Source organism: Pseudomonas sp. BF-B-15 (genome assembly GCF_019946675.1).
Taxonomy (GTDB): domain Bacteria; phylum Pseudomonadota; class Gammaproteobacteria; order Pseudomonadales; family Pseudomonadaceae; genus Aquipseudomonas; species Aquipseudomonas migulae.
Genome location: NZ_JAGYFZ010000139.1, coordinates 1 through 12,404 on the forward strand (window position 1 = coordinate 1; position 12,404 = coordinate 12,404).

Sequence of the window (12,404 nt, forward strand, 5' to 3'; positions counted from 1 at the left end):
GTCTGATACACCGCCATCGCGAGCAGGCTCGCTCCCACATTGAACAGGGTGGTATCAGACCCAACGGTGTACAGCCGTTGGGTCCGGGGTCAGCGCATTATTGCGCTTTTTGCGGTTGTTGCGCTTTCCAGGCCTTGAACTCGGCCCATTCGGCGCGGCGCTCAGCCTGTTTTTTCTGGATCTCGTCGAATTGCTTCTGTTGATCCGGTTTCAGCAGGGCGCGCACATCGGCCTCGGCTTTCTTGTGGTTGGCGGCCATTTCATCTTTCATGGCTTTCTGGTCGGCTGGCGAGAGTTTTTCCAGGTATTTGTCGACCACTTGCTTACGCTCGTGCATCTGCTCGCCCATGATCTTGCGGATCTGCTCGCGCTGTTCGCGGCTCAGGTCCAGTTGGCTGTACGGGCCCTTGCCGTGCATGCCGTGCATCTGACCGCCGTGGCGCGAGCCGTCCATCGAACCACCCATTGGGCCGGCGCCTTCAGGCATGGCCATGGCAACGGTTGGCAGGGCGGCAGCGAACATCAGAGCGATAAGAGTCTTGCGCATGGTGAATCTCCTTGTCTCGTTCCCGGTACGTTCCGGATGAGTACAGATTACGCAGATCAAGGTCAGCGGCGGTCAGCGGAGCGTAAAGCTTGGGTAAAGACGGTTTGGCATCCACCTGACACAACACCAAACCTGTAGGAGCCGGCTTGCCGGCGATTCAGACAACGCGGTGTGTCAGGTAAGCCGCCATCGCCGGCAAGCCAGCTCCTACAGGAGGTTGTATTCACCGAACCTGTAGGAGCCGGCTTGCCGGCGATGCAGACGACGCGGTCATCGCTGGGGATCAGAGGCTGTAGTAATAGCCACGGCTGCGCAGGGCGACGATGCGCGGGCGGCCGTCGGGGTGGGGACCGATCTTTTTGCGCAGGTTGCTGACGTGCATGTCCAGGCTGCGGTCGTACAGGGTGAGCTTGCGACCGAGGGCGATCTGCGCCAGTTCCTGTTTGTCCAGCGGCTCGCCCGGCTGCTTGAGCAAGGCTTCGAGCAAGCGGCTTTCGGAGACGGTGAGGGTGAATTCCTGTTCATCGATGCTGACCACGCCGCGCACCGGGCTGAAACACAGATCGCCCAGTTCAAGCTGGCTGGACACCGCCGCCGGATGACTGCGGCGCAAGACGGCGCGCAGGCGGGCGGTCAGTTCCCGTGGGTCGCACGGTTTGGCCAGGTAATCGTCGGCGCCGAGTTCCAGGCCCAGGATGCGGTCCAGAGGTTCGCCGCGGGCCGAGAGCATCAGCACCGGCAATTCCGGATGGTCGCTGCGCAATTGCTTGAGCAGTTCCAGGCCGCTGCCGTCCGGCAGCATCACATCCAGCACCACCGCCGCCGGGGACGTTTCAGCCAGCGCGCGACGAGCACTCTGACCGTCGTGGCAAGCCCGGACATGAAAGCCTTCCTGGCTCAGCCAACTGACCAGAAGCTCACACAGCTCCTGATCGTCATCAATTAATAACAGCTCGCTCATGACTCACTCAATTTAGCCATTGTCGACGTTTTCGACTTGCACCACTGGCGAAGATACCGCAGAGCAGGGCCAATAGCGCAACTCCTGCGCCGATCACGAACCATTGCTGCTGGTCTGTCAAAAAGCGCGGCAGCGGACTGCTGGCCTGGGCTTCCTTGAGTTGCAGCTTCAGACGCTGATTCTCCTGGCGCAACCGGCTCAGCTGAGGGCTTTCGCGTTCGGCATCTGCACTTTGCAGTTGTTTGCTCAGTTCTTCTCGTTGCAGTTCGCTCACCTTCAAGCGTTGCTGCAACTCGCTGATCTGGCTCCCGGCGCTCAAGGACAGAGGCGTCGAACTACCACCGGCGGCACTTTCTTCACCGTGGGCGGGCGCCACGATCGACAACGTGACCAACATCAGACACAACGGACCTTTGCGCATCGGAGCTCCTGAATCCAATCGATTATTGGGCAGGTTGTCGGCAGGCAAACGAGAATAATGAGCGATTGAGAGCGCGATGAACCGGGAAGGTTCATCGCACGGGGGGATTTTACGGGAGGACTTGCTTGAACGGCTTGACCAAAACGTTGGCGTAGACGCCTGCAGCGATGTACGGGTCGGCGTCGGCCCAGGCCTGGGCGGCGCTCAGGGAATCGAATTCGGCGACGATCAGGCTGCCGGTGAAACCCGCAGCGCCCGGGTCATTGCTGTCGACCGCCGGGTGCGGGCCGGCCAATACGATACGACCTTCACCTTTGAGCACTTGCAGGCGCTCAAGGTGTGCAGGCCGTGCGGCCAGGCGGGCTTCCAGGGAATTGGCGACGTCTGTGGCAATGATTGCGTAAAGCATGTCAGTCCTCGGTTTTTGGCGTGGTGGTATCGGCGTCGTGCAAGTGGCGGGACAGGTAAATACCCTGAGCGACCAGGAACAACAGCGTCATGCCCAGGCTGCCGAAGACTTTGAAGTCGACCCAGTATTCCTGAAACGTGAACGCGACAAACAGGTTGGCGGCACCGCAGAACAGGAAAAATGCGATCCAGGCGATGTTCAGGCGAGTCCAGACCTGGTCCGGCAGGGTCAGTGCGTGGCCCATGATGCGCTTGATCAGCAGCTGGTCACCGATGAAGTGGCTGCCGATGAACGCCAGGGCAAACAGCCAGTTGACCACCGGGGCTTTCCATTTCAGGAAGGTCTCGCTGTGGAACGCCAGTGTCAGGCTACCGAAGACCAGGCACGCGATAAGCGTTAGCCATTGGCTTTTTTCCAGCTTGCGCTGCTTGATGAAGAGCGTGCCGTACACCACCAGGGAGCTGATGATCAGCATTGCCGTGGCGCTGTAAATACCGCCTACAGTCACTGGATGACCGGCGATGTCGACGACCCGTGGATCGATTTTGAATACGATGAAAAACAGCAGGAGCGGGATGAAATCGATGAATTGTTTCACAGTGGCAGCCAGAAGCAGGATGTGGCGGCATAATAACAAACATATGGGCGCGCGATAGCGCCGGCTGATTTGAGGTTACACATCCCTGTGAATGTTGATTTGCACTGCCATAGCACGGCCTCCGATGGCGCCCTGGCGCCTGCGGTTCTGGTTGCGCGTGCGTTCGAGAAAGGCGTGCGAGTCCTGGCCTTGACCGATCACGACACCCTTGAAGGCCTCGATGAGGCCCGTAGCGCCGCAACGGCGCTGGGGATGCAACTGGTCAACGGCGTCGAGTTGTCCTGCACCTGGGGCGGCGCAACCATTCATGTGCTGGGCTACGGATTTGATGTCAATGCCGCGCCGTTGGTCGATGCAATCGCCAAGTTGCACGATGGCCGTTGGCTACGTTCCGAAGAAATAAGCCGCAAACTGGCGTTGAAGGGCATGCCGGGTGCGCTGGAGGGCGCCCGGGCGATTCAACAGGAACTGGGCGACAGCGGCAACGCGCCGGCCCGCCCGCACTTCGCTGACTGGATGGTGCGCGAAGGTTTCGTCAAGGATCGCGCCGAAGCGTTCCGCAAATGGCTGGGCGCCGGCAAGCTGGGGGACGTCAAGCAACACTGGCCGACCCTGGAAGAGACCGTCGAAACCCTGCGCGCCGCAAAAGCCTGGGTGAGCCTGGCGCATCCCTGGCACTACGATTTCACTCGCAGCAAGCGTCGCCGCCTGATTTCTGACTATATTCAAGCTGGGGGCCACGCTATCGAAGTGGTCAATGGCCATCAGCCCGCCGAGCAAGTGGGCAGCCTGGCGATTCTCGCCCGCGAGTTCGGTCTGCTGGTCAGCGCTGGCAGTGATTTTCATGGCCCTGGAGGCTGGTCCGAGATCGGTGAATACCGCCCGCTCCCGGAGGATCTGCCACCACTGTGGTGTCGATTCAAACATGACCCAATTATTGCCGCCGTCTGAACAGGTAGAGAATGTGAGTCAATTTTTCCAGATACATCCGGAAAACCCGCAAGCGCGCCTGATCAAACAGGCTGTCGAGATCATCCGCAACGGCGGGGTGGTGATTTATCCCACAGACTCTTCCTACGCCATTGGTTGCCAGATCGGTGACAAGAATGCCGTGGAGCGCGTGCGCCGGTTGCGTCAACTGGACGAGAAGCACAACTTCGCGCTGATTTGCTGCGACCTGTCGCAACTCGGGCTGTTCGCCAAGATCGACACCGGCACCTTCCGCGTGCTCAAGGCGCACCTGCCGGGGCCTTACACCTTCATTCTCAACGCCACCCGTGAAGTCCCGCGGCTGTTGTTGCACCCGAAAAAGCGCACCATCGGCCTGCGTGTGCCAAGCCATCCGATTGCCCTGGCGCTGCTGGAAGAACTCGGCGAACCGCTGATGAGCGTGACGCTGATCATGCCGGGCGACACCGACCCGCTGAGCGATCCTTACGAAATGCGCCAATTGCTCGAGCATCAAGTGGACCTGATCATCGACGGCGGTTTCGGCGGGATCAAGGCGTCCACGGTGATCAACCTCGCCGATGGCGAGCCGGAAGTGATCCGCGTCGGTTGCGGCGACCCGACGCCGTTCATGGCCGAGGCGTAAATGTCTGCAGTAGAACCCGTTATCGACAGTCAGGCCGGCGCCCAGCAAGAACTGCCGTTCGCCATGGTCTATGGCCAGGCGGTGCTGGAAATGCCGCTGGACCTGTACATTCCGCCGGATGCGCTCGAGGTTTTTCTCGAAGCCTTCGAAGGCCCCCTCGACCTGCTGCTGTACCTGATCCGCAAACAGAACATCAACATCCTCGACATCCCGGTGGCGGAAATCACCCGCCAGTACATGGGTTACGTCGAGTTGATGCAGTCGGTGCGCCTGGAACTGGCCGCCGAGTACCTGGTGATGGCCGCGATGCTGGCCGAAATCAAATCGCGGATGCTGTTGCCGCGCGCCGAAACCATCGAAGACGAAGAAGACGACCCGCGCGCCGAACTGATCCGTCGCTTGCAGGAATACGAACGCTTCAAGGCAGCCGCCGAAGGCATCGATGGCCTGAGCCGCGTCGGTCGTGATGTGGTGGTGCCCAAGCTGGATGCCCCGGAAGCTCGGGCGCGCAAGCTGTTGCCGGATGTGAGTCTGTCCGAGTTGTTGATGTCCATGGCCGAGGTGCTGCGTCGTGGCGACATGTTCGAAAGCCACCAGGTCAGCCGTGAGGCGCTGTCCACGCGCGAACGCATGAGCGACGTGCTGGAGCGGCTCAAGGGGGGCGGTTTCGTGCCCTTTGTCGAGCTGTTCACTGCCGAAGAAGGGCGCCTGGGGGTGGTGGTGACCTTTATGGCGATCCTCGAACTGGTCAAGGAATCCTTGGTCGAGCTGGTGCAGAATGAGCCGTTCGCGGCGATCCACGTGCGAGCCCGAGCCGAATAACGAGTTGAATCATGAACCTGACTGAACCCCGCGAGCTGGCGCCATTGCTTGAAGCCTTTCTGTTGGCCTCGGGAAAACCGCAATCGCTTGAACGCCTGTTCGAACTCTTTGAGGAGGGCGAGCGGCCGGAACCGCCGGTCTTCAAGAAAGCCTTGGCGATTCTGGCCAAGTCCTGCGAGGGCCGTGCGTTCGAGCTGAAGGAAGTCGCCTCCGGCTATCGCCTGCAGATCCGCGAAAAATTCTCGCCGTGGGTCGGGCGTTTGTGGGAAGAGCGCCCGCAGCGGTATTCCCGCGCCATGCTCGAAACCATGGCCCTGATTGCCTATCGCCAGCCGATCACCCGGGGCGAGATCGAAGACGTGCGGGGCGTGGCGGTCAACAGTCACATCGTCAAGACGTTGCTGGAACGGGAGTGGATTCGCATCGTCGGTTATCGCGACGTGCCCGGTAAGCCGGCGATGTTTGCGACGACGAAGGCGTTTCTCGATCATTTCAACCTGAAGAATCTTGACGATCTGCCGCCGCTCGCAGAACTGCGCGAGCTGGAGCCTGACCCGGTGCTCGACTTCGACGATGCGCCCGTGCCAGCCGGTTTGCAGGAACTGGCGGACGCCAGCGCCGAGCCGGAAGAGCCGAAAGAAGAAACCAGCTTCCATACGTTGTTGCTGGAGCTGGACACCATGGAGGAGGGGCTCAAGACCGACTTCGATGACATTTTGCGTGATGGCGAGATGAGCGTGACCGAAGAGGTTTTGGCGCAGCCGGAAGCGGTCATTGAGGCTGAACTTCAAGTCGAACCAGAAGCCACCGTCGAAGAAGAACGGGAAGATGATGTGCTCGGTGTGGCTGAGGCGCGCGAAAAGCTCCTGGCCGCCGTCGCCGCGCTCGAACAGCCGAAACCCGAGCCTGAACCCGAGTTGTCCGACGAAGAAGCCGAAGCCCGGGCCCTCGCCGAAGCCATCGAAGCCGAACGCCGCGAGTTCGAAGACTGACCCAAATCTCGTAGACGATGAGCCCCCTGTAGGAGCCGGCTTGCTGGCGATAGCGGTATATCAGCCGCTAAACATGTCGACTGACCCACCGCCATCGCCAGCAAGCCGGCTCCTACAAGGTTGCGTTGGAAAGCCCCCTGCATCAGCGTCTGCCCAGTCCTCACCGAAGCGATGCTGCGTCTGATCAAACTCGGTACCACCGGTCGGCGGAAATCCGGGTAACTGGCCATTCATCAGCTAGTCTCTGATGCGCAAACGCCGACATGAGCGTATGATTCGCGACCCTTCGGCGATCCCTTCGCCCAAGTACAAGCTTTCAACTCTTCAGGCAAAGCCTGAACAGACCACACCGGGAGGTGCCCAGATGAGTATCAACGACCAGAAAGACGACCAGGAAATCGGCCCAGCAGGCGAGAAACTGCAGAAAGTCCTCGCCCGTATCGGCGTCGGCTCGCGCCGTGACGTAGAAGCCTGGATCAGCCACGGCCGCATCAAGGTCAACGGCAAAGACGCCACCCTCGGGCAGCGCGTCGACATGCACGACGCCATCACCATCGATGGCAAGGTGATCAAGCGCGAAGAAGCCGCCGAGTCGGTACGCCGCGTGATCATGTACAACAAGCCCGACGGTGAAATCTGCACCCGCCTTGACCCGGAAGGCCGTCCGACCGTGTTCGACAAGATGCCGCGTCCGAAAGAAGGTCGCTGGATCAACATCGGCCGTCTGGACATCAACACCACCGGCCTGCTGATGTTCACCACCGACGGTGAACTGGCCAACCGCCTGATGCACCCTTCCTACGAAATGGACCGTGAATACGCGGTACGTGTGCGTGGCGAAGTCGATGACGAGATGATCGAGCGTCTGAAGGCAGGCGTCGTCCTTGAAGACGGCCCGGCCAAGTTCACCGACATCAAGCAAGCGCCAGGTGGCGAAGGTTTCAACCACTGGTACCACTGCGTGGTGATGGAAGGTCGCAACCGCGAAGTTCGTCGTCTGTGGGAATCCCAGGGCCTGGTGGTCAGCCGTCTGAAGCGCGTGCGTTTCGGTCCGGTGTTCCTCAACTCCGACCTGCCGATGGGTCGCTGGCGCGAAATGAGCCAGTACGAAGTCGACATTCTGAGTGCGGAAGTGGGTCTGACGCCTGTGGCCATGCCGCAGATGAACGCCAAGAGCAAAGACAAGCTCGACCGTATGCAGCGTAAATCGTCGCGTCCGATGGGCAAGACCGAGCGCGTGCGTTCGTTGCGTCCTGCCATCGGTAACCAGTCCGCTGCTACACCGCGCGATACCCGTGAACCGCATATCGAAGGCGAGCGTCCAGCCCGCAAGCCAGCAGCGCCACGCGCCGACGGCGAGCGTGGTCCACGCACGCCGCGTCCGGCCAACGGTCGCACTGAACGTGGCGAAGGCCGCGGTGCCCCTGCGGGTCGTGGAGAGTCTGGTCGCGGTACGCCAGTGGCGGATCGTCCTTCGGACACCAAGCGCCCGGCCAAGCCAGCGCCAAAACGTCCGGGGATCAAACTGGTCGAGGGTGACAAACCATCGGGCAAGCGCCGCGGCGCGCCAGCCGGTTCGGGCCAGCGTCCGGGCTTCGGTCGTCGCAAGCCTGAGTAAGGGCTGAGCGGCAGATGAAAAACGCCAACCTTCGGGTTGGCGTTTTTTTTGGCCCTGACTTAAGTGGTGAGTTGTCTGTGAATCCGTCTTCGCGGGCAAGCCTCGCTCCTACAGGTTCGGTGCCGTTTCCGTGAGCCGCGATACCTGTAGGAGCGAGGCTTGCCCGCGAAGGCGTCAGTGGGAGCACTGCCAAAGTCAGGGTGGAAAATAGGTGTTACGCCTCGTAAAGAAAACCTGACGATTTCTGCCGATTGGCCTCGCGAAACCACCCTCCGGCGATAACCGTAAGAAATTTCTTCCGCTCTATGAGCCTTTAGACCTTTTTCAGCTCTCTGGCCCGCTTGTTTCAGCGGCTCCAGAAGGGTGTCATGCGCCCCATGCCTGTCGTGCAGGTGCATAACAAAAAGGAGGCGCAATGTACGCCGTGACTCATCTCCATCTCTCCCCGTGGGGCGGTTTTCCTATCGCTCACGCCGACGACCCGCAAAGGTCTGACTCTCTTTTTGCAGCCGCCCGAAACCCTCGGGGCGGACACAGGCAATCCCGGCAACCGACGCGCTGATCCAGCGGTGTCTGGCAGCAGGGGGTTAGCGGTGTACAATGCGCCGCGTTTTACCTGTGACCTCCTGCGCACCTGCGCAAACCTCAAGGCTATCCGCCTTGTTCACTCCGCCGCGTCACGAGCGTGTCGGGTTCGATTTCGTCACAGATAAAAACAAACAGGTGACGCATGACCGTTGTAAATACGCTGAACTCCTGGTGCCTGCGCTGGGGTTTGATCGGCGCTGCTTAAAGTCGCAACCGAGCAGCAACGTCTATTGAACATCATCAAACCTTGCGTGAGACCCTTTTCATGAGTGGACAAAACTCGCATTCAGGCGAGCTGAAACGCGGCCTGAAGAATCGTCATATTCAACTGATCGCCCTCGGTGGCGCGATTGGTACCGGCCTGTTCCTCGGCTCGGCCGGTGTACTGAAATCCGCCGGCCCGTCGATGATCCTCGGCTACGCCATCTGCGGCTTCATTGCCTTCATGATCATGCGCCAGCTCGGCGAAATGATCGTCGAAGAGCCGGTGGCCGGTTCCTTCAGCCACTTCGCGCACAAATACTGGGGCGGTTTCGCCGGTTTCCTGTCGGGCTGGAACTGCTGGATCCTGTACATTCTGGTGGGCATGTCGGAGCTGACCGCCGTCGGCAAATACATCCACTACTGGGCACCGGACATCCCGACCTGGGTCTCGGCAGCCGGGTTCTTCGTGCTGATCAACCTCATTAACCTGGCCAACGTCAAAGTCTTTGGCGAGGCGGAGTTCTGGTTCGCGATCATCAAGGTCGTGGCGATCGTCGGCATGATTGCCCTGGGCAGCTACTTGCTGGTCAGCGGGCACGGCGGACCGGAAGCGTCGGTGACCAACCTGTGGTCCCACGGTGGTTTCTTCCCGAATGGCGTCAGTGGTCTGGTGATGGCCATGGCGATCATCATGTTCAGCTTCGGTGGCCTGGAAATGCTCGGCTTCACCGCAGCAGAAGCGGACAAACCGAAAACCGTGATCCCGAAAGCGATCAACCAGGTGATCTACCGGATCCTGATTTTCTACATCGGCGCACTGGTCATCCTGCTGTCGTTGACGCCATGGGATAGCCTGCTGGCGACCCTGAACGCCTCCGGCGATTCCTATAGCGGCAGCCCGTTCGTGCAAGTGTTCTCGATGCTCGGCAGCAACACCGCCGCGCACATCCTCAACTTCGTGGTGCTGACCGCGGCGTTGTCGGTGTACAACAGCGGCACCTACTGCAACAGCCGCATGCTGCTGGGCATGGCCGAGCAGGGCGATGCGCCGAAAGCCCTGGCGAAGATCGACAAGCGCGGCGTGCCGGTGCGTTCGATCCTCGCTTCGGCGGCGGTGACGCTGATTGCGGTGCTGTTGAACTACCTGATCCCGCAAAACGCGCTGGAACTGTTGATGTCGCTGGTGGTGGCCACGTTGGTGATCAACTGGGCGATGATCAGCTATTCGCACTTCAAGTTCCGCCAGCACATGAACAAGACCAAGCAGACGCCGCTGTTCAAGGCCTTGTGGTATCCGTACGGAAACTACATCTGCCTGGCGTTCGTGGTGTTCATCCTTGGCGTGATGCTGTTGATCCCGGGCATTCAGGTTTCGGTGTACGCGATTCCGGTGTGGGTCGTGTTCATGTGGATTTGCTACGGCATCAAGAACAAGCGCAGTGCTCAACAAACGTTGCAGGCTGCAGTGAAATAACGCAGCGCGCAGACACAACAAACCCGGCCATGTGCCGGGTTTGTTGTTTCTGGGGTACACACAAAACACCTGTGGGAGCGAGCCTGCTCGCGATAGCGGCAGGTCAGGCAATGATGATGTCGACTGACACGGCCTCATCGCCAGCAGGCTGGCTCCCACAGGGACGGTGCTAATCAAGGTATCCTGCGCACTCTGAATACGGACGCTTTTCCATGCTGGTGATTTCCAACAACGTGCATCTACCGGATGCCGAGATCGAATTGACGGCCATCCGCGCCCAGGGCGCCGGTGGGCAGAACGTCAACAAAGTCTCCAGCGCAGTGCACCTGCGCTTCGATATTCCGGCCTCGTCCTTGCCCGAGTTCTACAAGGAGCGGCTGCTGGCGCTGCGTGACAGCCGCATCACCAGCGACGGCGTGTTGATCATCAAGGCCCAGCAATACCGCACGCAGGAGGCCAATCGCGCCGATGCGCTGGAGCGGCTGACCGAGTTGATCCTCAGCGCCACCAAGGTCGAAAAGAAACGCCGTCCGACCAAGCCGACCCTCGGCTCGAAGAAGCGTCGGCTCGAATCCAAGACCAAGCGCGGCAGCATCAAGGCCGGGCGCGGCAAGGTCGATTTCTAGCGGGCGTCTCGCTCTTCACGATATTTGGGCGCTTGCCTGTACAGGTAAACGCTCAGTGCCAAACCGCTCAAAGCGGCGATTGCGGCGAACAGGAAGATCGAAGCAAAACCAAATCCGGCGGCAATCGCGCCCGCCAACGGTCCGGTAATCCCCAGCGACAAATCGATGAACAGCGAATACGCGCCAACCGCAGCGCCACGGCTGGACGCTGGCACCAGATTGACCGCTTCCACGCCCAGCGCCGGGAACACCAGGGAAAAACCGAAACCGCTCAGCGCCGCGCCGGCCAAGGCCCAATGAGCATCCGGTGCCAGCCACAGCAGCAACAGCCCGAGGGTTTCCACCGACAGACAGGCAATCGCCACGCGAAAACCACCGAGGCGGTTGATCAGGTTGCCGAACAACAGCCGCGCGCCGATGAAGCTCGCGCCAAACAGGCTCAGGCACAACACCGCGTTGTCCCAATGTTGCGTGGCGTAATACAGGGTGATGAAGGTGGCGATGGTGCCGAAGCCGATCGAACCCAGCGCCAGGCCGCAACCGTGCGGCAGCACTCGACCCAGCACATGCATGAACGGCAATCGTTCCCCGGCCACGATGGGCGCGGCGGTTTTCGGCCAGGCCAGCGCCAGGCCCAGCACGGCCAGCAACACGATGCTCACGCCCATGCTCCACAAGCCCAACTGACTGACCAGCAACACGCCGAGCGGTGCGCCGACGGCCAGTGCGCCATAACTGGCAATGCCGTTCCACGAGATCACTTTGGCGGTGTTCGCCGCGCCGACCCGGCCGATGCCCCAGCCGATCGAGCCCGAGCCCACCAGGCTTTCCGCGCTGCCAAGCACCAGGCGGCCGATCAACAGGCTGATCAGGCTCAGCATCGGCAGGCTTTGGGTCCAGGCCGAAATCAGCATGAATACGCCGCTCAGGCCGCAACCGGCGAGGCCATACATGACCGCCAGTTTGCTGCCCTTGTTATCAATGATTTTCCCGGCGTATGGACGGCTGAGCAGGGTGGCCAGGTATTGCACGCTGATCACCAGGCCGGCGACTACGGCACCGAAACCCAGATCGCTGTGGACGTAGCCGGGCAATACGGCCAGGGGAATGCCGATGTTGAGGTAGCCGATAAAAGTGAACAGGACGATGGAAACGACTTGCAGCGTGACCGCCAGGGGGCGCTGGTTTTCAGACATGGGTAAAGGTCCACGGGAAAGCAGGATAGATAGGCTGCTTATGATAGCGGCGTGAGAGGCCGCGGGCGTGGAAAAGTAAAACTATTTGCCGGGTGGGGGGCGAATCAGGGTTTGGCGGGGGCGACCAGTTGTGTCGTGACCAGGGCGGCCAGGGCATTTTCTTCGCTGCCGAAACGGGCGAGCAATGCCGCTTGTTTCTCGGGGGAGAGGCGATTCCAGATCTCGATCATCTTCTCGGCGGTGCCGATCAGAACGCTGGCCTGGGTCTCGCTAAAGTCATCGGTCATGGTGTGCAACTCAAGGGTTCAGGCGGTGTGGAAAGCGCATGTTAGCGCTTTCCACACGGTCTGGCAT

At 60.5% G+C, this 12,404-nt stretch carries 14 protein-coding genes; 7 read left to right on the forward strand and 7 right to left on the reverse strand.

The window, feature by feature from the left end; all coding sequences use genetic code 11:
* Positions 1-97: 97 nt before the first annotated feature.
* The 5 genes from KGA97_RS27170 to KGA97_RS27190 all read right to left on the reverse strand — a co-directional run bounded on the left by KGA97_RS27170 (position 98) and on the right by KGA97_RS27190 (position 2,936).
* Positions 98-547: a hypothetical protein gene (locus tag KGA97_RS27170; RefSeq protein WP_008030449.1), complete on the reverse strand. Its 450-nt coding sequence runs from the start codon at positions 545-547 to the stop codon at positions 98-100.
* Positions 548-830: 283 nt separating this feature from the next.
* On the reverse strand, positions 831-1,508 hold the full coding sequence (locus tag KGA97_RS27175) for a response regulator transcription factor (protein WP_008030451.1): 678 nt from the start codon (positions 1,506-1,508) through the stop codon (positions 831-833).
* 7 nt (positions 1,509-1,515) lie between these two features.
* Positions 1,516-1,929: a translation initiation factor 2 gene (locus tag KGA97_RS27180; RefSeq protein ID WP_223481837.1), complete on the reverse strand. Its 414-nt coding sequence runs from the start codon at positions 1,927-1,929 to the stop codon at positions 1,516-1,518.
* A gap of 109 nt (positions 1,930-2,038) precedes the next feature.
* Entirely contained in the window at positions 2,039-2,338 is a 300-nt protein-coding gene (locus KGA97_RS27185) for a YciI family protein (RefSeq protein ID WP_007984134.1), read from the reverse strand.
* Between the two features lies 1 nt (position 2,339).
* Entirely contained in the window at positions 2,340-2,936 is a 597-nt protein-coding gene (locus KGA97_RS27190) for a septation protein A (RefSeq protein ID WP_008042693.1), read from the reverse strand.
* An 87-nt stretch (positions 2,937-3,023) separates the two neighbouring features.
* On the opposite strand from KGA97_RS27190, the gene KGA97_RS27195 reads away from it, so the two are divergent.
* The 7 genes from KGA97_RS27195 (at position 3,024) to arfB (ending at position 10,854) form a co-directional block, all read left to right on the forward strand.
* The gene (locus tag KGA97_RS27195; protein WP_008030458.1) at positions 3,024-3,887 is read left to right on the forward strand and encodes a PHP domain-containing protein; all 864 of its coding nucleotides are present in this window, start codon (positions 3,024-3,026) and stop codon (positions 3,885-3,887) included.
* 13 nt (positions 3,888-3,900) lie between these two features.
* On the forward strand, positions 3,901-4,530 hold the full coding sequence (locus KGA97_RS27200; RefSeq protein WP_032832737.1) for an L-threonylcarbamoyladenylate synthase: 630 nt from the start codon (positions 3,901-3,903) through the stop codon (positions 4,528-4,530).
* Between the two features lie 63 nt (positions 4,531-4,593).
* Positions 4,594-5,352 (forward strand): segregation and condensation protein A, encoded by a 759-nt coding sequence (locus KGA97_RS27205; protein WP_404943248.1) that lies wholly within the window; start codon positions 4,594-4,596, stop codon positions 5,350-5,352.
* 11 nt (positions 5,353-5,363) lie between these two features.
* Positions 5,364-6,344 (forward strand): SMC-Scp complex subunit ScpB, encoded by a 981-nt coding sequence (gene scpB / locus KGA97_RS27210; protein ID WP_207285386.1) that lies wholly within the window; start codon positions 5,364-5,366, stop codon positions 6,342-6,344.
* Positions 6,345-6,708: 364 nt separating this feature from the next.
* Entirely contained in the window at positions 6,709-7,962 is a 1,254-nt protein-coding gene (rluB, locus tag KGA97_RS27215) for a 23S rRNA pseudouridine(2605) synthase RluB (protein ID WP_008030465.1), read from the forward strand.
* A gap of 853 nt (positions 7,963-8,815) precedes the next feature.
* On the forward strand, positions 8,816-10,228 hold the full coding sequence (locus tag KGA97_RS27220; protein ID WP_008042687.1) for an amino acid permease: 1,413 nt from the start codon (positions 8,816-8,818) through the stop codon (positions 10,226-10,228).
* A gap of 212 nt (positions 10,229-10,440) precedes the next feature.
* Positions 10,441-10,854 (forward strand): alternative ribosome rescue aminoacyl-tRNA hydrolase ArfB, encoded by a 414-nt coding sequence (gene arfB, locus KGA97_RS27225; RefSeq protein WP_003222786.1) that lies wholly within the window; start codon positions 10,441-10,443, stop codon positions 10,852-10,854.
* Here arfB and KGA97_RS27230 read toward each other — a convergent pair.
* Both KGA97_RS27230 and KGA97_RS27235 read right to left on the reverse strand, forming a co-directional pair.
* Positions 10,851-12,050: an MFS transporter gene (locus KGA97_RS27230; RefSeq protein ID WP_192226000.1), complete on the reverse strand. Its 1,200-nt coding sequence runs from the start codon at positions 12,048-12,050 to the stop codon at positions 10,851-10,853. The two genes, arfB and KGA97_RS27230, sit on opposite strands and share 4 nt — an antisense overlap.
* Before the next feature lie 104 nt (positions 12,051-12,154).
* Positions 12,155-12,337, reverse strand: a complete 183-nt coding sequence (locus KGA97_RS27235) for a hypothetical protein (protein WP_008030471.1) — start codon at positions 12,335-12,337, stop codon at positions 12,155-12,157.
* Positions 12,338-12,404 lie beyond the last annotated feature (67 nt).